Here is a 25,227-nt window from a genome sequence, read left to right on the forward strand (position 1 = left end):
CAAGCGGGGCTGTTTTAAATAATCTGCGCCATCCATGGTGCAGACGACCGGATGTCAGCTTGCGCTGGCATCACCAAGTTGTTGCTCTGCATAGGCAAGTACTGTTGCCAGTACTTCCTCTATGTTCATGGCGGTAGAGTCCACCACCAGAGCGTCTTCTGCCGCTTTAAGGGGCGCTACGGCGCGATTTCTATCGCGGTCGTCACGTTCCCGAATCTCGGTTAAAAGACGCTCAAAGTTAACATCAAAGCCCTTATCTTGCAACTGCTTATAGCGGCGCTGGGCCCGTTCTTCAGCGCTGGCATCGAGGAAAATCTTCACTTCGGCTTCTGGGAAAACCACGGTGCCCATGTCTCGACCGTCGGCAATCAGACCCGGAGCTTGACGAAATGCCCGTTGACGACGTAGTAACGCTTCACGCACCCGCGGGAAAGCCGCGATTTTACTGGCGGCATTACCCACCTCTTCGGTACGAATGGTGCGTGACACATCCTCCCCTTCCAGGATCACCTTCACGGCATCGCCTTCCACCTGAAATTGCACGTCCAGATTGGCGGCCAGCGGCACCAGTGAGGCTTCACTATCCAACGCCACGTCGTGATGCAGAGCGGCCAGGGATAACACCCGATAGATGGCGCCGGAATCCAGCAAGTGCCAACCCAGCTTTTCAGCAAGCAGCTGACACAAGGTGCCTTTACCTGCACCACTGGGGCCATCAATTGTCATTACGGGGGCCATCTGAGGCATAACTTCTCTCCTGCACTGTGTTGCTCCCATCCCGAAGGGGTGGGTTAATGGGCGCCGATTATACCCGAATGTGATGTGCCTGGCAGTCATCAATCGGCACAAAGACTGAAAAGCGCCGCTTCGTGGCAGTCCAGTATCACATTTGGAAATTTCAGTAAGCAATGCAGGGACTTGTTCTTATGGTTGTTCCCGACAAGGCACGTTAAACTGGCCCCCCTTTTTTGAGCAGTGAGTAGTAAGGAGCAACCTATGAGCAGCGTTACCCTCGTGGCCAAATCCAAATTGCCAACCCCCTGGGGCACCTTCACGCTGGTAGGTTTTCAGGAAACCGGCACAGGCAAGGATCACGCCGCACTGATGATGGGCGACGTTACCGGCGATGACCCTGTGTTGGGTCGTATCCACTCTGAATGTCTGACCGGTGACGCCCTGTTCAGTCTGCGTTGCGACTGCGGATTCCAGTTGCAAGCCGCCATGGAAAATATTGCCAAGGCAGGCCGTGGTGTCTTGTTATATGTGCGTCAAGAGGGCCGTGGCATCGGCTTGCTCAACAAGATCCGCGCTTATCACCTGCAGGATCAGGGGGCCGATACCGTTGAGGCCAACGTGGCCCTCGGCTTTGCCGCCGATATGCGCGATTACACCATCTGCGCCGACATGCTCAAGCAGCTCGAGGTGAAATCCCTACGCTTGATGACCAACAACCCGCGCAAGATGAAAGCGATGGAATCCTTCGGCATTCCGGTCGCCGAGCGGGTGCCGCTGCAGGAAGGGCGTAATCCCCACAATGAGTTCTATCTGTCAACCAAGGCCAACAAGCTGGATCACATGCTGAAGAAGTGAGCCTGATTTAGTGGATTGCAGATAGTCAAACGCCTCCGATTGGGAGGCGTTTTTCTTGTGACGGTCACACAACGGCCAAGACTATCGTTGTGGCACAGTCAGATTGGCCAGCAGTGCATCAAGCTCTTCGCCACTGCGAGCTGCACAGCATTGGTTGACCTGCTCCCGGGTCAATTGTGGCGCGAGACGTTCGATCAGATCGTACAAATAACCACACAAAAACGCCCCTCTGCGCAGCCCGATAGCGGCCACACTACCAGGTAGCCAGGGCACCGGCTTGAGCAGCAGATCGCCATCGCGCTGGGGCTCCCAGGCAAAGGTTGCCATGACACCAATCCCCATCCCTTGTCTGACATAGGTCTTGAGCACATCGCTGTCGCTCGCACTGCAGGCGATCCGGCTTTCGGCATGGGCACAATCGGTGCCATGAGCGGCAGAGAATGCCCTTCCGTCGGTCACCAGCGCAAACTCGACCAGCTCGGCCGGAGTCAGTGATGCTGCTTTCGCCAACGGATGCTCCTTTGGCAGCACCAAGCCACGTTGCCACTGAAAACAGGGGATCATCAGCAGATCGCTCCCCTCTTGCAGATCATCGACAAGTAACAGATGGGCAACACCAGCAAGCACAGTAGCACGGCACTGCGCCGCACTGCCCTGCATCACAGTTACGGCAACTTTGGGAAAGCGGGTCATGAACCCCTTGAGAAGGGCAGGCAGAATATAGCGAGCCTGCAAATGAGTGGCGGCAATGGTGAGGGTACCCTGCTCCGGATGCACATGCTGCTTGGCCATTACCTTGATGGTGGCGACCTTGTCCAGCACCTCGGCGGCCACCTTGATCACATCCCGACCGATGGGGGTGATCTGGGTCAGGTGTTTGCCGCTGCGCTCGAAGATCTGCACCCCCAGTTCATCCTCCAGCATCCGCACCTGTTTGCTGATCCCAGGCTGGGAGGTGTAGAGGCTTTCGGCAGTGGCCGACAGATTCAGCCTGTGGTTGGCTACCTCGACGATATAGCGCAATTGCTGCAGTTTCATGGTGTAGCCCTCAAGCGAACCCACCCTTAATAGTAACAAACTTTCAGCAATGGCCCGCCGCCATCAGGCCGGGCGATCCTTGAGTAGAAAATCGCGCAAGGCACGATTGGCCATGGAGAGCGGATCGCCTTTCCGCCACGCCACGCAGAGATCGAGATAAATGGGTGGCTCAAAGGGCACGCCGCTCAGATCCGGCTCCTCTTCCAGCACCATCCGCAAGAAAGTGGTCACCGCAAAACCTTGCCGCACCACCGCCTTGAGCAGGGGGATGAGGTTGCTCTCGAAGGCGATATCGGGTTCGACGCCCAGGCTCTGGGCCAGCGCCTCCATATGCTCCCGGTGATAGAAACCACGGCGAAACAGCGCCAGCTCCTGAGCGAAAAACTGCGAGAGGGTCACGGCCGGTTCGCCGCGCAGGGGGTGATCGTCCCCCACCACCATCAACATCTCTTCACTCAGCAGATGTGCTCCCTCGATGGCGGGCGGCAGATCACTGGTGATGAGAATGGCCAGATCGAGGGAGCCATCCACCATCCGGCTGAGCAACTCGCGGGTGCCGGCCTCTTCGACCCGGATCTTGAGTCCGGGGTAGCGGTGCTTGAAGGCCATCAGACGAGGGGGAAAATAGTAGGAGCCCATCATATAGGGGATCCCGATCCGCACCTCTCCCCGCTCCAGCCCCTTCAGTTCGGCCATCTCGGCCTCGGCCTGATGCATCTGCAACAACAGGCGCTCGGCATGGCGGCAAAGTACCTCCCCCTCCGGGGTGAGTCGTACCGCCCTATCCTGACGATCAAACAGCCGCAATTCGAGCTGCTGCTCCAGTTTGGCGATGGCCATGCTGATGGCCGGTTGTGCCACGTGCAAACTGTTGGCCGCCTTGGTAAACGAGCCGGCATCCCTGACCGCCAGCAGATAGGTGAGCTGTTTCAGATCCATGTATCAATTCATCTTATGAGATGGATAACTTAAATATATTATATTTATAACGGCAAAGACTCTACCCTGACCAAAAGCAGTCAGGACAATACGCAATGATTGAAGTAGGAAGTCGCGAATGGATACGCGCAACCCTGGCCCTCAGCCTGGGATCTTTTCTGGTGTTTCTGAACCTCTACCAGACCCACCCCCTGTTACCCCTGATTGCCGAGGTCTTCTCGGTCAATTCCCTGTCGGCCAGCTGGACCCTGGCCGGATGCACTGCAGGCCTCGCCGCATCCCTGCTGATCTGCGCCAGACTGGCGGATCGCCATGGCCGTCGGCAGGTCATGCTGGGCACCCTCACCCTGGCGATCCTGCTCTCATTGCTGATCCCGCTGGTTGAACAGTTCAGCTCCCTGCTATTGCTGCGCATTGTACAGGGGGCGCTGCTGGCGGGGCTGCCCGCGACCGCCATCGCCTACATGGGGGAAGAGTTCAGCAAACGGGCGCTGCTCTCGGCGGTGGGGGTCTATATTGCCGCCAACTCCCTCGGTGGCATTGCCGGTCGGGTGGTGGGCGGCCTGCTGGCAGGCTGGTTTGGCGACTGGCAGCACACCTTTCTGGGGATTGGTGTTATTAGCCTCTTGCTGCTGCCGCTGGTCTTTTGGCTGCTGCCCCATCAGACCCGCTTTGTGGCAAGCGCTCCCGTTCGCGGTCAATTTGCCCGCGCCTTGCAGCAGCACCTGACCAACCCCTTGCTGGTGGGGGCCTATCTGATTGGCGGCCTCAACTTCATGGTGTTTCTGAACCAGTTCAGCTACCTCACCTTCCTGCTGGCCAAGCCCCCCTTCTCCCTGCCCACCCAGTGTCTCGGCATGCTGTTTCTTACCTATCTTTCGGGGACGGTTGCCTCCTCCCTGAGCGGTCGCTTTGCCAACCGCTGGGGGGCACAACGTATGCTGCTAGTGGGGATCGCGCTGATGGCCGTCGGCACTCTGTGGCTGCTACTGGGTAGTCTGCCCGGGATCCTGAGTGGCTTGCTGGTCTCCAGCTTCGGCTTTTTCCTGGCACACGCCTGCGCCAGTGCCTGGGTGGGTCATCATGTCGAGCATCACCGGGCCCTCGCCTCCTCCCTCTATCTGGTGGCCTACTATCTGGGGGCCAGTCTGGGGGGGCTCTACTTGCACCCATTTTGGGAACAGGGTCAGCTTGGCGGGCTGGTCATGGGGATTGAACTGGTCCTCTTCCTGACGGCGGGGTTAAGCCTCTGGCTCGGCCACCTCAAGCAGCGAAGCGAATCGCCGCTGCCCGCCCAGCAACCACACCGGCACGGGTAACGGGCTCAGCGCAAACAGGGTCACCAACTACCCGACAACCACCTCGCGATCCAGCACCGCCAGATAGCAAAAGGGGTCACGCTGGTGACCCCTTTTGCTGCCTTATTCAAGAGCCAGTCAGGCTCGCGCGATGCATCCTGCGCAAAATCAACCCTGCTCGAAATAATCCGCGGGCACTGCCACCACCGCACCGGTCGCCACCTCTTCGGCAATGACCTCTGCCAGCGGGCGCAGGTGAAACTTGATCTGGCCGGAGGGCAACATCAGCCCGATATCGGGGTTGCGGGTATCTTGCATATTGCCGGTTTTGAATGGCAGCTCGGGATAGCGAGCCACCAGATCCTGCAGTGAGGCGACCACCAGCTCGATATGCTCAAGCCCGGCCTGATGGACACGACCCGGTTTCGGCGCAGCCAGCTCGATACAGGGCACCTGCACCTCGCCAGCCAGCACCGGCTGATGCAGCTGATAGGTGACGATGGGACGACCGCCGATCATCCCCTCCACCAGCAAGGTGCCAGCCTCGGCCAGCACAGCAGATAACGCGCGATACTCCTGCAAGGTGGCCGCCCGATAACAGAGGTGGTCAACCGTTGGCTGGGGAATAGTGAGGCCAGTGGCGGCCAGTTCGGCCAACAGTTGAGAAACAAATGGGGCCATTGGCCCCAGTGTGGAATCGAGTGAATGAGACATACTTACCATTTCTTCTTGGGTTGAAACAGGACATCGAGCTCGTCGGTTTCTTTGTCCTTGATATTCTGCAGATCCTGCGCGCTGTTCTGTTGCTGCTGCTCATCAAGCGCCTTGAGACCCTGCCGCATATCCTCTTCTCGGGCGACCAGATACGGATCTTTGTCACCGACATTGCCGATGGCAGAGAGTCCCTTGATATAGAGTTGGCGACAGGTACCAAATTGGCCCTGGATCTGTGCATCCATCGCCCGCTTGATCAAATTGGAGATATTGATTTTGAGCTGCATCAGCTCGAGCCGGCGCTCTTCCTGAGCAAACCCCTGCGGGTCAATCTTGCCCTTATTGTGCTCGACTCGCAGCACGGCCCGCATCTTCTTGACCAGTTGCAACATCTGGATCGCCTGGCGATCAGACTCAGGGGTTTTGAAATGCCCTTCATCATGAGGACTGTAGTTTTCCTGCACGTTCTTGATCTGGGTCTGCACATCGGCGATGCGCTGCTTGATCTGGTTGTTGGGCATCACCTGGGCGATGGCGCGATAGGCATCGAGGATCCTGTGCTGCAACAGCAACACCATGTTCTTGGAAAAAGGCACCAGATTGACGTTCAGCAGCACTTCTTCGGTCTCGTCGGCCACCGTCTTGTGTCTGGCAACTGCGTGACGCTTGTCCGCCTCAGCCTTCTGCTTATATTGCTGCACCACGTTATAGGCGATAACCAAAAACAGGAGTGCGCCGATAGACAGCAATACCAAAGTTAAAATCATAGGATGTCCAAACCCCTGTCCCAATCCAATTGCGTGATCCTACAACAGCTTACCCACTTAAGGTAGCCTGCATATCCCCCCTTGCCCACGATTTGTCGCCAAGCTGTACCCCCGGTCTCAGGGAGAGATTGCATGATCAGGGGATGATGACCATGGTGGCCACTTCCCCATAGTATCGCCCATCAGCGCCATTACTTGAGGTTAAAGCCCCGCGATTGCAAGAAGCCCATCATGAAAGGGCGGGACTCTTTACTTAAAATCGAGCGGATCTGGCCACTCCAGGTCTGCTGTTTGTTATTGCTGCTGCGCGCCTGATAGTAGTCCGCGATCTGCTGATCGTACCGGGCCAGCAGATCGCGATCCAGCTGCGGTTGATAGCGCTCCTGATACACCACCAGCGCCTTGGGCAAACGAGGTTTCTGCTCTGGTTGTTGATCCGGATGACCAAGACAGAGGCCAAACAGCGGGATCACCTGATGGGGCAAGCCGAGCAGCTCGCTCACCTCGGCCGGATGGTTGCGCATGCCGCCGATATAGACCCCGCCCAACCCCAGCGACTGCGCCGCCAGCAGGGCATTTTGCGCCATCAGGGCGCCGTCGATGGCACCGATCAGCAGTTGCTCCGCGTAACCGGTCTGGGCCTCGGGCACGATCTGGCTGTGACGATAGTAATCGGCGCAGAACACCAGAAACTCTGGCGCTTGAACCACGTAGGGCTGATTACCCGCCAGCATCGCCAACTGCTGACGCACCTCGGGTGCAGTGACTCGCACAATGCTGGTCACCTGCAAGAAACTCGAGGTTGAGGCTGATTGGGCGGCAGCGAGAATGGCATCCAGCTGCTGCGGGGCAATCGGCTCGGCAGTGAACTGACGGATGGAGCGATGGGAAAGGATAAGATCGATGGTCTGATTCATGGCACCTCCAAAATGAGGTCACACCATAGCGAAAAAAACGAGAGAGCCCAAGGCTCCCTCGCATAACCCTGTTTAAGGGGCAGGATAAACGTAAGGGGCTTGCAACCCGAGCGGGAACCCCAGCGCCCAGTAAAGCAGCAGGAAAATGGTCCAGCTCACCAGGAAGGCCAGCGAGTAAGGCAGCATCATCGAGACCAGGGTGCCGATCCCGGTGCTCTTCACATACTGCTGGCAATAGACCACCACCAGCGGGAAGAACACCATCAGCGGCGTGATGATGTTGGAGGCGGAATCCCCTACCCGATAGGCCGCCTGGGTCAGCTCGGGGGAGATCCCCACCGCCATCAGCATGGGCACCAGGATCGGGCTGATCAGCGCCCATTTGGCCGATGCTGACCCCACCACCAGATTGACGGCTGCGGTAAGCAAGATCATTCCGACGATGGTGACCTGACCAGGCAGCGCCAGCGCATGGAGCACTTCGGCACCGGAGAGGGCCAGCAGAGTACCCAGGTTGGAGTCGCCAAACGCCTTGATAAACAGCGCGCAGAAGAAAGCCATCACCATGTAGGAGCCCATTTTGTTCATGGTGGCCGACATGGCATCAATCACATCCTTGCCACTCTTGAAGTTGCCAGCGACAAAGCCATAAACAATACCGGGCAAAATAAAGAGCAGGAAAATGAGCGGCACGATGGACTTCATCACCGGCGCGGCAAAGGTAGTCAGGGAGCCGTCGGCAGCACGCAGCGGCGAATCGCTCGGGGAGAGCGCCAGCGCCAGCAGCACGATGGCCGCCAGCATGGCAAACCCGGCCCAGTTGAACGCCCGGCTCTCTTGCGCGCTGTAGCGGCCCATCTCGTCGGCACTCTCCAGATCCTCGTTGAGCGCAACATGCTTGAGGCGTGGTTCTACCACTTTTTCGGTGACAAACCAGCCGACGCAGATGATCAGCAAGGAGGAGGCACCAGTGAAGATGATGTTACACAGGGTGTTGACCATGTAGTCAGGGTCGAGCAACTGAGCGGCTGACTGGGTAAAGCCCTGCAGCAATGCATCCCCACCGGAGGGCAAAAAGTTGGCGGCAAAACCACCGGAGACCCCGGCAAAGGCGGCGGCAATACCCGCCAGTGGATGACGCCCGGCAGCATGAAAGATGATGCCACCGATGGGGATCACCAGCACATAACCCGCATCCGCAGCGGTATGGCTGACGATCGCTACCAGGATCAGCATGGGGGTCAGAAACCGTGCTGGCGTCACTTTCAGCAGCTTTTTCAGACCGGTGTTGATAAAACCGGACTGCTCGGCCACCCCGACCCCCAGCATGGCCACCAGCACGATACCAAGAGGTGCAAAACCGGTGAAGGTAGTCACCATGGTGGAGAGGAACTCTGCCAGACCGGCACCGGTCAGCAGGTTGTTGACCATCACCGCCTCACCGGTTCGGGGGTTGACCAGATCAAACTGGAATTGTGACAACACCCAGGAGCCGACCCAGACGATCAGCAAGGCGTAGAGGAACAGCATGGCGGGGTCGGGTAATTTGTTCCCGGCTTTCTCGACGCCATTGAGAAAACGGTTCAGCCAGCCGTTGGGAGGGCTGGCTGGACGGTCATTGACAGCAGCATGACTCATTATTGCGATACTCCTTTCCCTAGAAACGAGCTCGCATGCTAGCAATCCCTGCCAATCCGTCCCATGACGGGCCGCAAAAAGATGATTAAAATTGATTAAATATGGCGGGATAAAATACCAAATTGTGGCCTAACGCACACTTTTCACTCTGCCATTACGGCGTCAAGCAGTGGATAACGCCCAACCTGACATTCCACCACAAAACCGCTCGCCTCAACTTGCGCCACCGTCAGCGGTTTGCTGAACAGGTAGCCCTGGAATACCTGACACCCCTGGGTCTGCAGGGCAGCCAATTCGTGGGGCTCCTCAACCCCTTCAGCCATGATCTCCAACCCTAGATTGGTGGCCATGGCGGCGGTTGCCCGGATCACCGGCAGGTTGAGGCCCACCACGAAGGATCGGTCCAGCTTGATGGTGTCGATGGGCAAGCGATTCAGGTAAGCAAGGGATGAGTAGCCGGTGCCAAAATCGTCGATGGCAATCTTGATCCCCTGCTCGCTCAACGCATCGAGAATGCCGAGACAGCCCTTCATATCGAGCATCAGCACGGTTTCGGTCAGCTCCAGCGTCAGTAACGAGGCATCGACCCCGTGCATTACCAACTGCTGGCGCACTTTCTCCGGCAGCGAAGATGAAAGCTGAAAACCGGAGAGGTTGACGGAGACCGGCACTCGCTGCGCGAAGCGCGTTTTCCAACTGGCCATCTGAGCCAGGGCGGTGGAGAGCACCCAACTGCCAATTTCGCGGATCAACCCCATCTCTTCGGCCAGTGGAATAAATTCTACCGGTGAGACATGGCCGAGTACCGGGTTGTACCAGCGCAATAGCGCTTCATAACCAATCAACCTTCCCTTGGCCGCATCAACCTGCGGCTGGTAACAGAGACTCAACTCCTGACGGCCGATGGCCTTGGCCAGAAACTGCTTGAGGTTGAGCTTGCGCTGCAAGGTCTGCTGCATGCTGGGGGTGAAACGCTGCCAGCGCAGCCGCCCCATCTGCTTGGCCTGATACATGGCCATGTCGGCACGGGTAATGAGGTTATCCCCATCATCGGCATCATCGGGATAGATGGCGATGCCGATGCTGCCGCCGATGGTCACCTCTGGCAGCCCGCTCAGCTGCAGCGGTTTGGTCATCTGGGAGAGCATCTGATCGGCCACCTCTTGTGCCCGATCCCCCTGATTACCCAGCGGCACCAGAGCGGTGAACTCATCGCCACCGAGGCGAGCCAACTCCACATCCCGCGGGCAAATCTGTTTTAGGCGACCGGCGACCCGCTCCAATAGCCGATCTCCCGCCTTGTGGCCGTAGTTGTCGTTGACCAGCTTGAAGTTGTCCAGATCCATGAATACCAGGGCGAAACGCTCACCCAGGCCGCAATAGGCCTCAAGGGATTTCATCAAACCATAACGGTTGAGCAGACCGGTCAGGGAGTCGTGCCAGGCGAGGTGGCGATGCTCCAGCTCCTCAAGTTTGCGGTCGGTAATGTCCCGCATGGTGAGCAGAATGCGGGCTCCCTGCTGGATATAGCGGAACTGATACTGGAACCAGCGCATCCCCTTGAGGGTACGGCACTCCCCTTCCGTCACCACCTCATCAAGGCGAGAGAGCTTCTGGTAAAAACTGTCGTCATTGCCGGAGAAGATCTGGGAGAGTTTGGCGATCTGGTGACCAAAACACATCTCGAAGTGGTAGTTGCCACTCTCGAACACACCGTGGCTATCGAACAGGCAGGCCAGGGTATCGCCGGTCGCCAGAGAGGACTCCTGATAGAGGGTATCGGAGTCGAGCACCGCCTCGGTCATCATCATCAGACGGCCAGCCAACTGAATGCCGGAGAGGCGCAGATAGATCTGCTTCTTGACCCCCTTTGGGGAGAGGGTCCACCACTCGTTGTAACTGCGCCCCTGCTGGAAATCCCCCAGATAGCGCTGCAACAACAGATCGATGGCGGTGGCCATATCGGCCGAAAAATCGCGGGCACAGAGCTCCGCAAGGGACGTGGCCTCCCAGACGGGAAGAGCCGCACGATTTGCCCAGAAAATATGATGATGCTCGATGTCATACACCCAAATCGGGGTATGTAGCACATCCATGGTTTTCAGTAACCGTTCGTCAAGGGTATTCATCAGATCAAGGTCATTCCTGCTGGATGGTCACTGGCTAACCAAGAGAGAAATCTAGCAAACTGCCAGAGGTCGAATGCAAGGAGCAAACACCTCTCGACCACCATTTTTAATATGGCCAAGAGCAGACAACACGACTTCAAAAATCAGTAACAAAAAGGCATTTCCAACAATGGAGAGAAGGGAAACAGCCGTTTTCACCGCTAATTCAAGTGCGTTACATTGTCAATTTTTAACTTTTTTCTCCATTAAAAACAAGCACTAACAGATGCTCAGTCGAGCCCTTTCAACACAAATTGCTTTTTTGCTGCGGCGCCTTTCTTATTAACTGTTTAGTCAGCGACAAAAATAGTCGTCATTCCTTTGACAAAACATCCATTAATTAACCAAGTGGATGGAGAAACAGACAAAAACACACCCGTGCGGACAATATTTATGCATTAATCATGATTCTGAAATACACCATATCCATTCTCCGGCAACACAGGGGCAAAACGTGAATACGTGATCGTGATCTCGTTTTTATCGGAGACAGATGTGGCTACCCCGCAGTACGCCAGTACTGCCATACCTAAACGACTGCATCATACAACTGAGTCACATCCCCTTTGCCCACCGACTATGCAGTTGACCATATCGCACTCAGCAAACGTAACGAGTGCCCTATTACCACCTGGATGTAATCATTTAGTTAACAAGCCACGGCAAAAGTGGTATCAGCAGAAATCGAATCCAGATCAATTAAACGCTGAATTACGCTTGCCAACCCGGAACGCTCTTTTTATGGTTGCCCCCTTGTTACACCCAGAACAGCGTTTATGAAGCACATCGAAGAGTTCTACCTGTTCGTCAAGGTGGTGCAAGAGGGGGGATTCTCCCACGCAGCCGCCGCACTGGGGATGCCAACAGGCACCATCAGTCGACGCATATCACAGCTGGAAGAGCAACTGGGTTGCTCCCTGCTACATCGTTCTACTCGCAAAATCCGGCTTACTGATGAGGGTCTCAGATACTACGAACGTATCTGCACGCCGCTCGCGCAAATCGAACAAGCCACCAGCGAGATCCAGGGCAAAGAGGCCGACATCACCGGACTTATCCGGATAGCGGCACCGATCGCGCTCTCCAACACCATCCTGATCGATATGCTGGCCGAATTCGGGCTGCACTATCCCGAGGTGCAGTTCGATATCAACCAGACCAATGATCACCAGCACCTGTTCGACAATGATCGGGATCTGGTGTTCTTCAACGGTGAACTGCCCCAATCGCTGCCCAATGCGATCTGTCTCGGTCATATCGAGTACGGCCTGTTTGCCTCGCCGCTCTATCTGGCCAAAAAAGGCACCCCCTCCCACCCCAATCAGCTGGAAGAGCACGAGCTCATCTACTGCTGGCCGCACCAACACTGGCAGTTGACCGACAAGGATGGGCAAAGTGTCTGTATCAAACGCACTGCCAAGCTCACCGTCAACCAGACTCAGGCGGCGGTGCGGGCGGCAAGGCGTCATCTGGGGATCGTCAATGCCCCTCGGCACTATTTGAACAGCTTCCTCCATGACGAGCAGCTGGTGCCGGTACTGACCGACTGGCAAACCGGCAATCGCCCCTTCTACATGTTGTGTTGCCAGCAGCAGTTCGCCCCGCTGCGTGTTAAGATGTTCGTTGAATTTGTTGAAAAATACTCAGCGCGCTATCGCAATCGGCAATGGGACAACCAATTTTCACAAGGTGATACCCTCACCCATTGCATCTGACCGTTAGCGGGCCACACTTATAGCAATCCTTGCCAACAGAGCCTGCCTAACGCCATGAATGTATTGATATGTGATGACTCCGGGTTCGCCCGCAAACAGCTGGCGCGGGCACTCCCCGCCGACTGGAAAGTCGATTTGCACTACGCGGCCAATGGTCTCGAAGGGATCGAACAGGTACTGATGGGTCATGGCGATCTCATCTTTCTCGATCTCACCATGCCTGAGATGGACGGTTACGGCGTGCTGGAGACCCTCAAACGGGAGGGGCTACGCAACAAGGTGATCGTGGTCTCCGGCGACATCCAGCCGGAAGCCTATCAGCGGGTCATGGGGCTGGGGGCGCTCGATTTCATCAAGAAGCCTGCCGCCCCTGACACCCTGCTCGCCCTGCTCAAAAAGCATGGCTTCTGGAGCGCAGTCCTGAGCGGCCAGCCGAGCGCAGCCGAGTCGTTGCCAAGCGGGGTGATCGCCGATGCGGGTGTCATCATCACCCCGGAGATTCGTGACGTCTATCAGGAGCTGGCCAACGTCTCCATGGGTCAGGCGGCCGACTTACTGGCCCGTCTGCTCAACGCCTTCGTGGTACTGCCCATCCCCAACGTCAACGTGCTGGAGGTCTCCGAGCTGCACATGGCCCTCTCGGCTGCCGCAGATTCTGACACCCTCTCTGCCGTCTGTCAGGGGTTTATCGGCGCAGGGATTGCTGGCGAGGCGCTCGTGCTGTTCCATGACGCCAGTTTTCAGGATCTGGCCAAGCTGATGAACCATCCGGGCGCGCTGGATCGCACCGCCGAACTCGAACTGCTGATGGATACCGCCAACGTGCTGATCGGCGCCTTCCTGCGCGGCTACGCCAATCAGCTAGATACCCCCTTCAGTCAGGGCCACCCTGTGGTCCTTGGCCAGCACAGATCCATCAACGAGCTGATCAATACCAACAAGAGTCGCTGGCGCCGCACGCTCGCCATCGAGATCAACTACCGGATCCAGGATTACGCGGTGCAGTGTGATCTGCTGCTGCTGTTTACCGAAGATTCCATCGCCACCATGAACAACAAAATCATGCACATGCTCTAGGAGTGACTATGGAAATCCGTGAATTTCATTGGCTGATGAACATAGTCCAAAACCTGGACGTCGGTTTGCTGGTGCTCGACAAGGAGTACAAGGTGCAGGTGTGGAACGGCTTTATGGAGAGCCACAGCGGCCGACTGGCCGGTGAAGTGCGCGACGGCGTGCTGTTCGAACTGTTCCCCGATGTGGACAGAGCCTGGTTCGAGCGCAAGGCCAACATGGTCTTCAAGCTCAACAACCGCGCCTTCAGCACCTGGGAGCAGAAGCCCTATCTGCTGCGTTTCTCCAACTATCGCCCCATTACCGGCTCGGCCCCCCACATGTTCCAGAACTTAACGCTGGTGCCACTGGCCGATTTCGGCGGTCAGGTGACCCACATAGCGGTGATGATCTACGACGCCACCGATGAAGCTATGCTGATGAGCGGCCAGCGACAGGCTTAAGTCTGCTGCAAATAACAGAGGGCGCCGCGGCGCCCTCTGTTATTTCGGTATAAACAAGTCTCGGTATAACGTCTACATCACCAAGCAGTCTCAACGCGCGCCGAGATACTCGGTGAAGGCATCGATCACCTCTTCGATATCGTCATCGTTGATCTGCAGATGAGTCACCAGCCGCAGCTCACCGTAACCGGAGAAGAGGATCCCCCGCTCCTTCATAAAGGCGAGCAGAGGGGCGGATTCCCCCTCACGCAGCCGCAGGAACACCATGTTGCTCTGCACCAGCGATAGGTCGAGCTCGATGCCCGGCAGTGCCGCCAGCCCTTCGGCCAGCCGCTTGGCACGGCGGTGATCATCGGCCAGACGGGTTACATGTTGCTCGAGGGCAAACAGACCGGCTTGCGCCAGAATGCCAGCCTGGCGCATGCCGCCCCCCAGCATCTTGCGCAGGCGGCGCGCACGGGCGATGAAGTCGTGACTACCCACCAGCAGCGAACCAACCGGTGCGCCCAGCCCCTTGGAGAGGCAGATCGAGATACTGTCAAACGGCGCGGCGATCACCTCGACCGGGGTCTCGCTGGCCACGGCGGCGTTAAAAAGCCGGGCGCCATCGAGATGGAGCTTCAAGCCACGCTCGGCAACGAATGCCCCCATCTTCTGCAGATAGGAGAGCGGCAGCACCTTGCCGTTGTGGGTGTTCTCAAGGCAGATAAGGCGAGTCTGGACGAAATGGGCATCATCAGGGGCCAGCGCGGCCTTGATATCATCGAATGCCAGCGTGCCGTCACGCTGCATCGGCAAGGGTTGCAAGGCCACGGAGCCCAGCACGGCACTCCCCTGCGCTTCATAGCGATAGATGTGAGCGGCGGATCCCAGTATGGCCCCCTCACCGCGCTGACAGTGGCTCATCACCGCCAGCAGATTGGACATGGTGCCCGATGGCACAAACAGCGCCGCCTGTTTGCCCAGCAATCTGGCCCCGTGGGCCTCCAGCGCGTTGACGCCCGGATCTTCACCATAGACATCGTCACCGACTTCGGCGTGGAGCATGGCCTGACGCATGGCATCAGTAGGCTGGGTGACGGTGTCACTTCGTAAATCGATATAGCGCATGAGATCCCTCCTGAAACAGGAGAGTGACGTTAGCCATGCGCCCCTCGCTTGGCAAGGGGCGCATAAGCAGAATGTGAAGCAAATGGGCGTCCGGGGAACCCGCAGGCGGGATTTACCAGGGCAGCAGCTGACCGTTGAGATCCAGTAGCTGGCCCGATTGAGTCAACGATAACCCCTTGATGAGATTGAGCAGTTTCACCGCCACCTCGGCAGGCTCCTGCAATTGTTCCGCAGGCAACTCGCTCAGAAAGGGGGTGTTCATCGGAGAGTCCATCAAGCCGGGCGCCACCGCCACCACCCCCGCTTGCGGGAAACGCTGCGCCCACTCAAGTGCCAGGGTTTTCACCCCCATGTCGAGGGCCGCCTTGCTCATCCGGTAGCTGTAACGCCCCCCTTCCTGATTGGCGGCGATGGAGCCTGCCTGATCGGAGATGGCGCAGAGCCACAGCGGGTGGTCATTCCCCATCAACCGGCTGAAGCGGGCAGCCAGCGCCAGCGTTGGCCAGGCATTGGCCAGCAGGCTGTCGCACAGCCACTTGGGGTGCACCTCTTCAACCCGCCGCTCCGGCATAAAGCTGACATCGTGCAACACGCCGATGGTGTTGATGACCACAGTGGGGAGCGGATCGGTATCGTAGAGGGTAAACAGGGCATCGAACGAGATGGCATCGACCTCTTGCAGCGGGAAGAAAGCCCCCATCTCGATCCCTTTTGGATAGGTGCGCCCGGCCAGCAGGAAGGACTCCCCCCTTGCCATCAGCTCTCTTGCCAACGCCGAGCCCAGCGCACCGCTTCCGAGGATCAAGTAGCTCATCGCCCATTCCATGGAGAATTATCTTGCCTAGAGCGTATCAGAATAATCAACCGGCCGTGACACGACCAAAGGGTAATACGCCCCTCATCACGCTTCCCCCAGATGACGGCCAAACTCCCGCGCCAACGCCAGATCGAGAAAACCGTCCGCTTTCTTGTGGGTACGCAAAAACTGGTAATAGGCGAGCAGGGTGACCAGCGCCTCCTCATCGGGCAACCCTACCCCGGGTTGCTGCTCGCTCAGCAGTTGCTGCGCTGCCGCCAGCGCCTCTCTGTCCACCACTTCCGCCTGACGGTAGAGATAACCGCAGCCGGTTGCCAGCCACTCCAGCGAGCAGTTGGCCCCCATGGCGATCTGGTTGGCCCGCGCCAGGCCGGGCTCGGCCCCTTTCAAATATTTGCGGATCAGCGCTTCACTGAGCCCCACCTTGCGGGCAAAAGCACTCACGCTCATCTCCCCGATCAGGCTCTGCAAGCGCTCGGCAAATCCTTCCATCTAACTCTCTCCCTCACTCTCTCCGGTCAGAACCAAAGTTCGAATCATGCCACTGCCCATTATTGCTTTGCCAGCCACATGAGGCCAAGATGCCCGCAGTTATCTATGTTGCACATCGTTTTCGCATCTCGTTTGTCAAGGAGTCAACCATGTCTGTATCCCGTGTCGCCCTGCACCCGCAAGGCCCCACCTTCTCTCGCCTCATCATGGGTTACTGGCGCCTGATGGAGTGGCAGCTCTCCCCGGCCGCCCTGCTCGACCTGATGAAATATCATCTGGATCTGGGGGTCACCACCATAGATCACGCCGATATCTATGGCGGCTATCAGTGCGAAGAGGCCTTTGGCCACGCCCTGCGCCTCGAACCTTCCCTGCGCGAGCGGATGGAGATCGTCAGCAAGTGCGGCATCGCCCTCACCGCCAAACCGGAGCATGCCCTCAACCACTACAACACCGGCAAGGACCATATCATCGCCAGCGCCGAGGCCTCACTGCGCAAGCTCGGCACCGACCATCTGGACCTGCTGCTGATCCACCGCCCCGATCCCCTGATGAACGCCGATGAAGTGGCCGACGCCTTTATCACCCTGAAACAGGCGGGCAAGATCAAGCACGCCGGGGTATCGAACTTCACTGCCCGCCAGTTCGAGCTGCTGCAATCGCGCCTCCCCTTCCCGCTGGTCACCAACCAGCTGGAGATCTCGCCGCTGCATCAGGACGGGACGCTCGATGGCACCCTGGATCAGTGCCAGCAACTCGGTATCAAGCCGATGGCCTGGTCATGCCTCGGCGGCGGCCGACTGTTCAGCGATGACGCCTGTGCGCCGCTGCGCGCCGAGCTGGAGCAGATCCGCCACGAGGTGGGCGCCCAGACTATCGAGCAGGTGGTCTACGCCTGGGTGATGATGCTGCCGAGCCAGCCGCTGCCATTGATTGGCTCCGGCAAGCGGGAACGAATTGCCGCCGCCGTGGCCGCCGAATCCATCGAGCTCAACCGCCAGCAGTGGTTCCGCATCCGCAAGGCGGCGCTCGGTTACGACGTCCCCTGATACAAACAAAAACGTCCAGAAACAAAAACGGCATGGGGAAACCCATGCCGTTTTTCATTGCAAAGGCACCTTAGCGGTGGCGCTGTTGCGGGCGTCCACGGGGAGCATCTGTCTTCGGTTTGGCCTGGTTGACGGTGATGGTACGGCCACCGACTTCCGTGCCATGCAGACCAGCGATGGCCTTTTCGGCATCACCATTGACCGGCATTTCAATAAAACCAAACCCCTTTGACTGGCCGGTATCGCGGTCGATGATGATATCAACCTTCTCGACCTGTCCAAACTGGCTGAACAGGGTTTTCAGTTCGTCGGCCGTCATCCGGTACGACAGATTTCCTACGTAAATCTTCATGCCATCCACTCTCGATTCAAGGTGCCTTCTCTATGCAATTCCCGGCATAACGGTAAGGGCACAACCCCTCTGCCGGACCTGCCATGGCGTCATGCCGTGGCCCTCACTGCACTGTCTTCAAGTGATTGATCTCTTGGGTTAACAGTGCAGACAAGATCAATTCGAGTCACTGGCAGTATCTGAGCTTTGCCAGGAATTGTCGAGAAAATAGTCGATTCAGGCCGATTGCAGATCTGACAATCGCTGCGCCAGCATCCGGCGACCGTGCCAGGTCCGTTTAAAGCCGAAGCGATAGACCGACGGGCTCACCAGATGAAGTTCCTCCGCCTTGAGATCCAGCAAGGCCATAGCCGCCGCCAGCTCCTCTTCACTCAGTTGCAGATCAAGGCTGAAATCGAGCCACTGACCATCGTGGCCCACTCGCCGCTCCCGCTCGAGTGCCACCAGCTGACTGCGGGGCAGCGCCAGTGCCTCATCCTTGTTGCCATTGAGCAGATAGATATGCTGTTCATCCCACCCCAGCTCCGCCAGTCGCCAGGGCTGCCAGCTGCGAGGCAGCGACACCATGATCCCGGTGATGCCACCAAAGACCACCCCCACCCAGTTGAGCAGTGCCATGGCGCCCCAACCATCCCACAAGGAGGCGGCCACCACGCCCCAACTCACCAGTAACAGCAGAAAAATGACGCAGCGATAGCGAACCGCGGGCGGCATCAACAGCTGCACCTGCGAACCGGCAAGCAAGGATGTAATACGCATGAAAAGCTCCTGTCATCACGAAATGGCGCCATTGTGAATAGGCATCAGGATACTGACAAGGGGGTTTTCTTTGTCATCCCCCTATAAAATCAATACCATGGCGTAAATGATTCTCAGTGGAACCCGCTTCTTGACCAGCTCGCAACCCTGTGTGCGCTTTTGTGGCGTCGACAAATTCTATGGCGACTTTCAGGCTCTTCATCACATTGATCTCACCATTGAACGGGGAGAGAAGTGGGTTATCTGTGGCCCGTCAGGCTCGGGTAAATCGACGCTGATCCGCACCATCAACGGGCTGGAGGGGATCGACGGCGGCCAGCTGTGCCTGTTTGGCGAGCCGGTGACTCCCGCCTACCTGCGCCGCCTGCAAGGTCGGGTCGGCATGGTATTTCAGCAGTTCAACCTCTTCCCCCATATGACGGTGCTGGAAAACCTGATGGTGGCGCCGGTGCATACCCTGGGATTGCGACCCCAGGAGGCCAAGGCCCGGGCGCTCGGGCTGCTCGAGCGGGTGCGCATTCAGGCGCAGGCCGACAAGTACCCCCACCAGCTCTCCGGCGGACAGCAGCAGCGGGTGGCTATCGCTCGCTCCCTTTGCATGCAACCTGAGCTGATGCTGTTTGACGAGCCCACCTCCGCCCTCGACCCCGAGATGATCCGCGAAGTGCTCGATGTGATCCGCGAGCTGGCTGACGAGGGGATGACCCTGATCTGCGTCACCCACGAGATGGGCTTTGCCCGTCAGGTGGCGGATCGGGTGCTCTTTATGGATGAGGGCAAGATCATCGAATCGGCCCCGCCCGCCCAGCTGTTCAGCGCACCGCAGCAGCCGCGCACCCAAGCCTTCCTCGAACAGGTGCTCAGCTATCATGGCTAGGCTCAAATGCCCCCGCCTGCTTGGCTGGCTGTCAGGCACTGTGGTGCTCTCTGCGCTACTCGGCTGGGCGCTCTATAGCGGCGCTCGCCAGATGGGCTATGAGTGGCAGTGGCCACGGGTGTTGCCCTTTCTCGGTGAGTGGGATGAGGGAACCTTTTATGCCGGCCCCCTGCTAAACGGCCTGCTGGTCACCCTGCAGGTGGCGCTGCTCAGTCTACTGGGCACCCTGGCGGTCGGGGTCTGCGTGGTCAGCCTGCGGCTGCTCCCCTCCCGTCTCGGCCCCTGGCTCGCCATCGCCTATCTGGCGCTGGTGCGCACCACGCCCCAACTGGTGCAGCTCTATATTCTCTACTTTCTGTTGGGCCCCATGCTGGGATTAGCCCCCCTTGCCTGCGCCGTGTGGAGCCTCTCCCTCTATCAGGGAGCCTTCACTGCCGAAGTGTTGCGCGCAGGAGTACAGGCCATTCCCAAAGGACAGTGGGAGGCGGCCCAGTCGCTCGGCTTGTCACGGGCAGCCACCCTGCGCAAGGTGATCCTGCCGCAGCTGGTGCGCATCACCTTGCCGCCGCTCACCAACGAGCTGGTCTCCCTAATCAAACATTCGGCGCTGGTGAGTGTGATCGCCATCTTCGATCTGACCAACGAAGGGCGTACTCTGGTTGCCGATACGTTTCTGACCTTTGAGGTGTGGTTTACCGTGGCCGCCCTCTATTTGCTGTTAACCCTGACGCTGTCCGCCTGTTCACGGGCGCTGGCACGTCACCTGAATCCGGACCAACAAGGACGCTAACCATGAATTTATCATTCAAGACCGCCCTGTCGGGCGCAGCCCTGCTGTTTACTGCCGCCCTGGTGACCCCTGTCCAGGCAGAAGAAACATCGGCGACCCTGTCACAGATCGAGCAGAGCGGTACCCTGCGGGTCGGCATGTCCACCTTCGCCCCCTGGGCGATGCGCGACAAGCAAGGGGCCTTGATTGGTTTCGAGATTGACGTGGCCCGTCGCCTCGCCACCGACAACGGCTGGCAGGTGGAGTTCGTCCCTACCGCTTGGGATGGCATCATCCCCTCCCTGCTGGCAAAAAAGTATGACGTCATCATCGGCGGCCTCACCATCACCCCCGAGCGGGAGAAGAGCGTGCGCTTCACCCAGGCCTACTCCCACTCCGGGGTGCAGCTGGCCGCCTCCAGTACACAAGCCCAAGCGAAGAAAACCATCGCGGACTTCAACCAGCGCGGGGTGATCCTGGCGGTACGTCGTGGCGCCTCACCGGTACAGGTAGCAAAAGAGCACTTCCCCAAGGCCACCCTGCGCCAGTTTGATGACGAGTCACAGGTATTTCAGGAGGTGCTGAACGGCCGCGCCCACGGTGCCCTCTCCTCCTCCCCGAAACCGGAGCAAGAAGCGCTGCGCCACCCCGATGCCCTCTTTATGCCGTTTGCCGAGCCGTTGGCACAAGGCGATGAAGGCTTTGCCTTGCGCAAAGGGGATGATGCGTTAGCGGAAGAGTTCAACGAGTGGATCGCCGCCCGTCAGGCCGATGGCTGGCTCAAGGCGCGCCATGACTACTGGTTCAAGTCACTGGCGTGGGAAGCGCAGGTCGCCAATCCCTGATGCTGATGGCCCTCAAACAGACCATCCGGCGCATAGTCTGGAAGCCATTTCACAACATTAACTGGCTGGATGGGGTGATCGCCCTGTTCCTGCTGCTGGCTGGCCTCTGGCTGGCCAGCCGCTTGCACATCGGGGTTGCCTATCAGTGGCGCTGGCATCAGGCCTTCGATCTGCTGTTCACCCCCGGCCCTCACGGCGAGCTGCCCTACTTTTTTAGCGGTCTGTTCACCACCTTGCGCATCGCCCTGCTCGGCATGGTGCTGGCGCTGCTGCTCGGCACTGCGTTGGGGGTAGCCGCCTTCAGCCGCAGCCCCTGGCTGGTGATGCCCGCGACCCTGTTTATCCAGCTGATCCGCAATCTGCCACCACTGGTCTTTATCTTCATCTTCTACTTTTTTATCGCCAACCAGCTGCTGCCCGCGAGCGGCCTCTCCCGCTGGCTCGGCACCGTTTCACTCTCCCCGTGGCAAGAGGCGCTGTTTGGCCCACCTGCCCGCTGGGAGAATCTCATCTCTGGCACCCTCTGTGTCGGGATGATCAGCGCCGCCTTCGTCGCCGAGATCGTCCGCGCCGGGCTGGCCGCAATCCCCCGTGGCCAGTGGGAGGCGGCGCAGAGCCTCGGACTCTCCCCCTGGGTGCGGCTGCGCCGGGTGATCCTGCCGCAAGCCATGCTGCTGATGCTGCCCCCCCTCACCGGCCAGCTCATCGCGCTGGTGAAGGATACCGCCATCGTTTCGCTTATCTCGGTTCAGGAGCTCACCTTCGTCGGTACCGAGATGGCCAACTCCAGCGGACTGGTGTACGAGATCTGGCTGCTGGTGGCGGCGGCCTATTTATTGATATGTTTGAGTCTGTTCGTGCTGCTGAGCCGACTCGAATCAAGACAAGGAGCCCACTGATGCTGACGTCCCTGTTGCTGGCGACCGTATTGCAAGCGGAAGCCATCGGCGGTTATGCCGCCGGTTGTCTGAAAAACGGCGTATCCCTGCCCTTGGAAGGGCCCGGTTATCAGGTGATCCGCACCAAGCGGCTGCGCTACTACGGCCACCCGGACCTTATCCACTATCTGCAGGCGCTGGCCAACCAGACCCGCATGGCCGGGCTGCCGGATCTCTACATCGCCGATCTGGCGATGGCCCACGGCGGCCCCTTTACTTCCGGCCATCGCAGCCACCAGACTGGCCTTGATGCCGATATCTGGTTTCGCATGGCCAACCGCCCCATCAGCAAGTGGGAACAGGATGCCCCCAAAGAGTGGGCACTGATCGACGAACCCAGCTACAAGATGTTGCCGGGGCGCTTTGGCACGCAACAGCTCACCCTGCTACGGCTGGCCGCCAGCAAACCCGATGTGGCCCGCATCTTCGTCAATCCGGTGATCAAGGCCGAAGTCTGCAAGCAAGCGGGCGCTGAGCCCTGGGTCGCCAAGCTGCGCCCCTGGGTCGGCCACTTCAGCCACTTCCATGTGCGGCTGCGCTGTCCGGTTGGCAGCGCCGATTGCGAGTCCCAGGCCCCCATTCCTCCCGGCAATGGCTGTGGCGAGGAGCTCACCTCCTGGCTCAAAGACAAACCCCAGCTGCCCAAGGTATCCGGCATCAACAAGCGACCTGAACTACCTGCGCGTTGTGGCAACTGACCCCAAGCTGGTATGGTGGTGCGCTATTTGGTCGCGCACGGCCGACCCAGTGGTCGTGCTCTATCCGCTCGACATTTCAAAGGAGAACAACAAGATGGCCACATCACTCTGGCGCAAAACCACGCAGAGCCTGTTGACCCTGACTCTGCTGCTCGGCCTGACCGGCTGCGGCATGAACAACATTCCGACCCTGGATGAACAGGTCAAGGCAAGCTGGGGGCAGGTGGAGAACCAGTATCAGCGCCGGGCCGATCTCATTCCCAATCTGGTGGCCACCGTCAAGGGTTACGCCAGCCATGAGCAGGATACCCTCAAAGCGGTCACCGATGCCCGCGCCCGGGTCGGCAGCGTGCAGGTGAGCGATCCTGCTCAACTCAAGGAGTTTGAAGCGGCGCAGAACCAGCTCTCCAGCGCCCTCTCCCGCCTGATGGTGGTGGTAGAGCGTTACCCAGACCTCAAGGCGGATCAGCAGTTCCTGACCCTGCAAGCCCAGCTGGAAGGGACCGAAAACCGCATCTCGGTGGCCCGCCGCGACTATATCGAGGCGGTGCGTCAGTTCAATACCGAGATCCGCACCTTCCCCGGCGTCATCTGGTCCAAGTTGCTCTACTCGGATCTGGCAACCAAACCCAGTTTCAGTGCCAAGCCCGGCGCCGATGAGGCACCCAAGGTCAGCTTCCAATGAAGATGATACTGCGTGCACTGCTCCCTTTTTTGCTGCTCTGGACGGCGGCGCTGCAGGCCGCGCCAGACTTTCCAGCCTTGAGCGGACGGGTGGTGGACGAGGCGGCGCTGATGTCCCGCAAACAGGCCCATCAGCTGACCCAGCAGCTGGCTGCCTTTGAAAAACGCAGCGGTATCCAGCTGGTGGTGGTCTCCATCGACAGCCTCGATGGGGAGATCATCGAGGAGTATGGCTACCAGCTCGGTCGCCACTGGGGGATCGGCCAGAAAGGCAAGAACAACGGCGTGCTGTTGCTGATCGCCCAGGATGAACGCAAGGTGCGGATCGAGGTGGGATACGGGCTGGAGGGCGCCCTGCCCGACGCCATCGCCGCCAACATCATCCATGGTCGCATCCTGCCTGCCTTCAAACGCGGCGATATGGTGGCTGGGATCATGGCGGGTAGCCAGAGCATCATGAAGGCGCTGGCCGGAGAGTATCAGCCGGTCGATCAACCAAAAGATGACAAATTCGGCGGGTTCTGGCTGTTTGTTCTGATGGTGATTGCGATGATCGTGCTCCATAACCTGCGCGGGGGCGGTGGTGGGTCCGGCAGACGCCGTCGGGCAGCCTACACGGCCGGCGGCTTTGGTGCCGGTTCCTCAGGTGGCAGTTTTGGTGGTGGCGGATTCAGCGGTGGTGGTGGCAGTTTTGGTGGCGGTGGTGCCTCCGGTGGCTGGTAACAGGAGTAAAGAGACAAATCATGATTTCTAAACAGTTCTTCCACACGCTTCAGGCCAAGGTTCGCGAGGCGGAGCTAGAGACTGATGCCGAGCTGGTCACCGTGCTGGCCCCGGCCAGCGATGGCTATCGCTACATTCCGACCCTCTGGGCCGCGCTGCTGGCCATGCTTACCCCACTGCTGGTGTTCCAGCTCGGTTTCTGGCTCGGCTGGTACGAGATCCTGCTGGTGCAGTGGTCGGTCTGGCTGCTGCTCAGCCTGCTGTTCCACTGGACGCCCATCAAGATGCGGCTGATCCCGAAGAAGGTCAGCCAGCACCGGGCAGCACTGATGGCCCGCCTGCAATTTGTCGAGCAGGGGCTGCACCGCACCCGCGATCGACTCGGAGTGCTGATCTTCGTCTCGGCCGCCGAGCACTATGTAGAAATACTGGTGGATGACGGCATCGCCCAGCATATCGACAATGGCCAGTGGCAGGAGATCATCGACGACTTCGTGGCGCGAGTGCGCAACAAGGAGATCGAGCAGGGTTTTCTGGAGTGCGTGGCGCGCGTCAGCGCCATTCTGACCGATGCCTTCCCGGCCACCCGGGATCAAAACGAGCTGCCGGACAGTCTGATCATCCTCGACAAGCCCTGATCTGGTTTAAAAAACCGACATTCTGCACAAGGGTTAAGCATTCGGAAAAGATTATGAAAAATAAGGGGAAAAGAGGTTGACCCACACAGCCCTTTCCCCTAAATTACGTCCCGTTCCAGCGCAACAGCGCAGCGAACAGCGTGTTGGCTGAACACGTTAAACCACAGACCAAAAT

27 protein-coding genes are annotated in these 25,227 nt (G+C 58.7%); 14 read left to right on the top strand and 13 right to left on the bottom strand.

Annotated elements, in window-relative coordinates; all coding sequences use genetic code 11:
* Positions 1-54: 54 nt before the first annotated feature.
* Positions 55-747 carry a (d)CMP kinase gene (gene cmk, locus CF137_RS08255; protein ID WP_101324437.1) on the bottom strand — a complete coding sequence of 231 codons (693 nt, stop codon included), beginning with the start codon at positions 745-747 and terminating at the stop codon, positions 55-57.
* Positions 748-996: 249 nt separating this feature from the next.
* Between cmk and ribA the strand changes: the two genes are divergently transcribed.
* Entirely contained in the window at positions 997-1,590 is a 594-nt protein-coding gene (ribA, locus tag CF137_RS08260; protein ID WP_139718659.1) for a GTP cyclohydrolase II, read from the top strand.
* An 81-nt stretch (positions 1,591-1,671) separates the two neighbouring features.
* Here the strand turns inward: ribA and CF137_RS08265 are convergent, their stop codons facing one another.
* Both CF137_RS08265 and CF137_RS08270 read right to left on the bottom strand, forming a co-directional pair.
* On the bottom strand, positions 1,672-2,628 hold the full coding sequence (locus CF137_RS08265) for a LysR substrate-binding domain-containing protein (protein WP_139718660.1): 957 nt from the start codon (positions 2,626-2,628) through the stop codon (positions 1,672-1,674).
* Positions 2,629-2,691: 63 nt separating this feature from the next.
* A complete protein-coding gene (locus CF137_RS08270) occupies positions 2,692-3,567 on the bottom strand; it encodes a LysR family transcriptional regulator (protein WP_139718661.1) in 876 nt (291 codons plus the stop codon).
* A 95-nt stretch (positions 3,568-3,662) separates the two neighbouring features.
* Here CF137_RS08270 and CF137_RS08275 point away from each other — a divergent pair, with 95 nt between their 5' ends.
* Positions 3,663-4,886 (top strand): MFS transporter, encoded by a 1,224-nt coding sequence (locus tag CF137_RS08275; protein WP_139718662.1) that lies wholly within the window; start codon positions 3,663-3,665, stop codon positions 4,884-4,886.
* A gap of 147 nt (positions 4,887-5,033) precedes the next feature.
* On the opposite strand, the gene CF137_RS08280 is transcribed toward CF137_RS08275, so the two are convergent.
* The 5 genes from CF137_RS08280 to CF137_RS08300 all read right to left on the bottom strand — a co-directional run bounded on the left by CF137_RS08280 (position 5,034) and on the right by CF137_RS08300 (position 10,997).
* Positions 5,034-5,588, bottom strand: a complete 555-nt coding sequence (locus tag CF137_RS08280) for a VOC family protein (protein ID WP_162515893.1) — start codon at positions 5,586-5,588, stop codon at positions 5,034-5,036.
* The gene (locus tag CF137_RS08285; protein ID WP_101316518.1) at positions 5,582-6,346 is read right to left on the bottom strand and encodes a DNA repair protein; all 765 of its coding nucleotides are present in this window, start codon (positions 6,344-6,346) and stop codon (positions 5,582-5,584) included. The genes CF137_RS08280 and CF137_RS08285 overlap by 7 nt, the downstream gene beginning before the upstream one ends.
* A gap of 191 nt (positions 6,347-6,537) precedes the next feature.
* Positions 6,538-7,263, bottom strand: coding sequence for an oxygen-insensitive NADPH nitroreductase (gene nfsA / locus CF137_RS08290; RefSeq protein WP_139718664.1), 726 nt, complete (start codon positions 7,261-7,263; stop codon positions 6,538-6,540).
* Positions 7,264-7,335: 72 nt separating this feature from the next.
* On the bottom strand, positions 7,336-8,901 hold the full coding sequence (locus tag CF137_RS08295; RefSeq protein ID WP_139718665.1) for an AbgT family transporter: 1,566 nt from the start codon (positions 8,899-8,901) through the stop codon (positions 7,336-7,338).
* Positions 8,902-9,044: 143 nt separating this feature from the next.
* The gene (locus CF137_RS08300; protein ID WP_162515896.1) at positions 9,045-10,997 is read right to left on the bottom strand and encodes a putative bifunctional diguanylate cyclase/phosphodiesterase; all 1,953 of its coding nucleotides are present in this window, start codon (positions 10,995-10,997) and stop codon (positions 9,045-9,047) included.
* A gap of 848 nt (positions 10,998-11,845) precedes the next feature.
* Between CF137_RS08300 and CF137_RS08305 the strand changes: the two genes are divergently transcribed.
* The 3 genes from CF137_RS08305 to CF137_RS08315 are packed head-to-tail and all read left to right on the top strand — an operon-like array spanning position 11,846 to position 14,301.
* Positions 11,846-12,784 carry a LysR family transcriptional regulator gene (locus tag CF137_RS08305; RefSeq protein WP_101324430.1) on the top strand — a complete coding sequence of 313 codons (939 nt, stop codon included), beginning with the start codon at positions 11,846-11,848 and terminating at the stop codon, positions 12,782-12,784.
* Positions 12,785-12,838: 54 nt separating this feature from the next.
* Complete coding sequence (locus CF137_RS08310; protein ID WP_139718666.1) at positions 12,839-13,861, top strand: response regulator; 1,023 nt, start codon at positions 12,839-12,841, stop codon at positions 13,859-13,861.
* 8 nt (positions 13,862-13,869) lie between these two features.
* Positions 13,870-14,301 (top strand): PAS domain-containing protein, encoded by a 432-nt coding sequence (locus tag CF137_RS08315; protein ID WP_162515894.1) that lies wholly within the window; start codon positions 13,870-13,872, stop codon positions 14,299-14,301.
* 90 nt (positions 14,302-14,391) lie between these two features.
* Here the strand turns inward: CF137_RS08315 and ltaE are convergent, their stop codons facing one another.
* From ltaE to CF137_RS08330, 3 genes are all read right to left on the bottom strand, one after another.
* Positions 14,392-15,411 (bottom strand): low-specificity L-threonine aldolase, encoded by a 1,020-nt coding sequence (gene ltaE, locus CF137_RS08320; protein WP_139718668.1) that lies wholly within the window; start codon positions 15,409-15,411, stop codon positions 14,392-14,394.
* A gap of 112 nt (positions 15,412-15,523) precedes the next feature.
* A complete protein-coding gene (locus CF137_RS08325; protein WP_139718669.1) occupies positions 15,524-16,225 on the bottom strand; it encodes an SDR family oxidoreductase in 702 nt (233 codons plus the stop codon).
* Between the two features lie 87 nt (positions 16,226-16,312).
* Entirely contained in the window at positions 16,313-16,720 is a 408-nt protein-coding gene (locus tag CF137_RS08330; RefSeq protein WP_098969664.1) for a helix-turn-helix domain-containing protein, read from the bottom strand.
* Between the two features lie 149 nt (positions 16,721-16,869).
* Between CF137_RS08330 and CF137_RS08335 the strand changes: the two genes are divergently transcribed.
* Entirely contained in the window at positions 16,870-17,769 is a 900-nt protein-coding gene (locus tag CF137_RS08335) for an aldo/keto reductase (RefSeq protein WP_139718670.1), read from the top strand.
* Positions 17,770-17,839: 70 nt separating this feature from the next.
* On the opposite strand, the gene CF137_RS08340 is transcribed toward CF137_RS08335, so the two are convergent.
* Positions 17,840-18,121: an RNA recognition motif domain-containing protein gene (locus CF137_RS08340; protein WP_162515556.1), complete on the bottom strand. Its 282-nt coding sequence runs from the start codon at positions 18,119-18,121 to the stop codon at positions 17,840-17,842.
* A gap of 216 nt (positions 18,122-18,337) precedes the next feature.
* Positions 18,338-18,880 carry a hypothetical protein gene (locus CF137_RS08345; protein WP_139718671.1) on the bottom strand — a complete coding sequence of 181 codons (543 nt, stop codon included), beginning with the start codon at positions 18,878-18,880 and terminating at the stop codon, positions 18,338-18,340.
* Positions 18,881-18,986: 106 nt separating this feature from the next.
* Here CF137_RS08345 and CF137_RS08350 point away from each other — a divergent pair, with 106 nt between their 5' ends.
* From CF137_RS08350 to CF137_RS08385, 8 genes are all read left to right on the top strand, one after another.
* Positions 18,987-19,757, top strand: coding sequence for an amino acid ABC transporter ATP-binding protein (locus CF137_RS08350; protein ID WP_101316535.1), 771 nt, complete (start codon positions 18,987-18,989; stop codon positions 19,755-19,757).
* Positions 19,750-20,547: an amino acid ABC transporter permease gene (locus CF137_RS08355; RefSeq protein ID WP_139718672.1), complete on the top strand. Its 798-nt coding sequence runs from the start codon at positions 19,750-19,752 to the stop codon at positions 20,545-20,547. Before CF137_RS08350 ends, CF137_RS08355 begins: the two co-directional genes overlap by 8 nt.
* A gap of 2 nt (positions 20,548-20,549) precedes the next feature.
* Entirely contained in the window at positions 20,550-21,371 is an 822-nt protein-coding gene (locus CF137_RS08360) for a transporter substrate-binding domain-containing protein (RefSeq protein ID WP_101324419.1), read from the top strand.
* Positions 21,371-22,270 (top strand): amino acid ABC transporter permease, encoded by a 900-nt coding sequence (locus tag CF137_RS08365; RefSeq protein ID WP_139718702.1) that lies wholly within the window; start codon positions 21,371-21,373, stop codon positions 22,268-22,270. Before CF137_RS08360 ends, CF137_RS08365 begins: the two co-directional genes overlap by 1 nt.
* Positions 22,270-23,007: a penicillin-insensitive murein endopeptidase gene (mepA, locus tag CF137_RS08370; protein WP_139718674.1), complete on the top strand. Its 738-nt coding sequence runs from the start codon at positions 22,270-22,272 to the stop codon at positions 23,005-23,007. The genes CF137_RS08365 and mepA overlap by 1 nt, the downstream gene beginning before the upstream one ends.
* A gap of 94 nt (positions 23,008-23,101) precedes the next feature.
* The gene (locus tag CF137_RS08375; protein WP_139718676.1) at positions 23,102-23,692 is read left to right on the top strand and encodes a LemA family protein; all 591 of its coding nucleotides are present in this window, start codon (positions 23,102-23,104) and stop codon (positions 23,690-23,692) included.
* The gene (locus CF137_RS08380) at positions 23,689-24,414 is read left to right on the top strand and encodes a TPM domain-containing protein (protein ID WP_139718678.1); all 726 of its coding nucleotides are present in this window, start codon (positions 23,689-23,691) and stop codon (positions 24,412-24,414) included. The genes CF137_RS08375 and CF137_RS08380 overlap by 4 nt, the downstream gene beginning before the upstream one ends.
* A gap of 20 nt (positions 24,415-24,434) precedes the next feature.
* Positions 24,435-25,052 carry a TPM domain-containing protein gene (locus CF137_RS08385; protein ID WP_042019095.1) on the top strand — a complete coding sequence of 206 codons (618 nt, stop codon included), beginning with the start codon at positions 24,435-24,437 and terminating at the stop codon, positions 25,050-25,052.
* Positions 25,053-25,227 lie beyond the last annotated feature (175 nt).

This window comes from Aeromonas sobria (assembly GCF_006243315.1).
Classification (GTDB): Bacteria; Pseudomonadota; Gammaproteobacteria; order Enterobacterales; family Aeromonadaceae; genus Aeromonas; species Aeromonas sobria_A.

What these genes read in the sequence shown, in the direction of transcription:
- CF137_RS08380 (WP_139718678.1), top strand. Translation starts at nt 23,689, where the DNA reads ATGAAGATGATACTGCGTGCACTGCTCCCTTTTTTGCTGCTCTGGACG.
- CF137_RS08310 (WP_139718666.1), top strand. Translation starts at nt 12,839, where the DNA reads ATGAATGTATTGATATGTGATGACTCCGGGTTCGCCCGCAAACAGCTG.
- CF137_RS08280 (WP_162515893.1), bottom strand. Translation starts at nt 5,588, where the DNA reads ATGGTAAGTATGTCTCATTCACTCGATTCCACACTGGGGCCAATGGCC.
- CF137_RS08325 (WP_139718669.1), bottom strand. Translation starts at nt 16,225, where the DNA reads ATGAGCTACTTGATCCTCGGAAGCGGTGCGCTGGGCTCGGCGTTGGCA.
- nfsA (WP_139718664.1), bottom strand. Translation starts at nt 7,263, where the DNA reads ATGAATCAGACCATCGATCTTATCCTTTCCCATCGCTCCATCCGTCAG.
- CF137_RS08330 (WP_098969664.1), bottom strand. Translation starts at nt 16,720, where the DNA reads ATGGAAGGATTTGCCGAGCGCTTGCAGAGCCTGATCGGGGAGATGAGC.
- cmk (WP_101324437.1), bottom strand. Translation starts at nt 747, where the DNA reads ATGCCTCAGATGGCCCCCGTAATGACAATTGATGGCCCCAGTGGTGCA.
- CF137_RS08375 (WP_139718676.1), top strand. Translation starts at nt 23,102, where the DNA reads ATGGCCACATCACTCTGGCGCAAAACCACGCAGAGCCTGTTGACCCTG.
- CF137_RS08315 (WP_162515894.1), top strand. Translation starts at nt 13,870, where the DNA reads ATGGAAATCCGTGAATTTCATTGGCTGATGAACATAGTCCAAAACCTG.
- mepA (WP_139718674.1), top strand. Translation starts at nt 22,270, where the DNA reads ATGCTGACGTCCCTGTTGCTGGCGACCGTATTGCAAGCGGAAGCCATC.
- ltaE (WP_139718668.1), bottom strand. Translation starts at nt 15,411, where the DNA reads ATGCGCTATATCGATTTACGAAGTGACACCGTCACCCAGCCTACTGAT.
- CF137_RS08365 (WP_139718702.1), top strand. Translation starts at nt 21,371, where the DNA reads ATGCTGATGGCCCTCAAACAGACCATCCGGCGCATAGTCTGGAAGCCA.
- CF137_RS08360 (WP_101324419.1), top strand. Translation starts at nt 20,550, where the DNA reads ATGAATTTATCATTCAAGACCGCCCTGTCGGGCGCAGCCCTGCTGTTT.
- CF137_RS08305 (WP_101324430.1), top strand. Translation starts at nt 11,846, where the DNA reads ATGAAGCACATCGAAGAGTTCTACCTGTTCGTCAAGGTGGTGCAAGAG.
- CF137_RS08335 (WP_139718670.1), top strand. Translation starts at nt 16,870, where the DNA reads ATGTCTGTATCCCGTGTCGCCCTGCACCCGCAAGGCCCCACCTTCTCT.
- CF137_RS08270 (WP_139718661.1), bottom strand. Translation starts at nt 3,567, where the DNA reads ATGGATCTGAAACAGCTCACCTATCTGCTGGCGGTCAGGGATGCCGGC.
- CF137_RS08345 (WP_139718671.1), bottom strand. Translation starts at nt 18,880, where the DNA reads ATGCGTATTACATCCTTGCTTGCCGGTTCGCAGGTGCAGCTGTTGATG.
- CF137_RS08340 (WP_162515556.1), bottom strand. Translation starts at nt 18,121, where the DNA reads ATGAAGATTTACGTAGGAAATCTGTCGTACCGGATGACGGCCGACGAA.
- CF137_RS08265 (WP_139718660.1), bottom strand. Translation starts at nt 2,628, where the DNA reads ATGAAACTGCAGCAATTGCGCTATATCGTCGAGGTAGCCAACCACAGG.
- CF137_RS08385 (WP_042019095.1), top strand. Translation starts at nt 24,435, where the DNA reads ATGATTTCTAAACAGTTCTTCCACACGCTTCAGGCCAAGGTTCGCGAG.
- CF137_RS08355 (WP_139718672.1), top strand. Translation starts at nt 19,750, where the DNA reads ATGGCTAGGCTCAAATGCCCCCGCCTGCTTGGCTGGCTGTCAGGCACT.
- CF137_RS08350 (WP_101316535.1), top strand. Translation starts at nt 18,987, where the DNA reads ATGATTCTCAGTGGAACCCGCTTCTTGACCAGCTCGCAACCCTGTGTG.
- CF137_RS08295 (WP_139718665.1), bottom strand. Translation starts at nt 8,901, where the DNA reads ATGAGTCATGCTGCTGTCAATGACCGTCCAGCCAGCCCTCCCAACGGC.
- CF137_RS08300 (WP_162515896.1), bottom strand. Translation starts at nt 10,997, where the DNA reads ATGGATGTGCTACATACCCCGATTTGGGTGTATGACATCGAGCATCAT.
- ribA (WP_139718659.1), top strand. Translation starts at nt 997, where the DNA reads ATGAGCAGCGTTACCCTCGTGGCCAAATCCAAATTGCCAACCCCCTGG.
- CF137_RS08275 (WP_139718662.1), top strand. Translation starts at nt 3,663, where the DNA reads ATGATTGAAGTAGGAAGTCGCGAATGGATACGCGCAACCCTGGCCCTC.
- CF137_RS08285 (WP_101316518.1), bottom strand. Translation starts at nt 6,346, where the DNA reads ATGATTTTAACTTTGGTATTGCTGTCTATCGGCGCACTCCTGTTTTTG.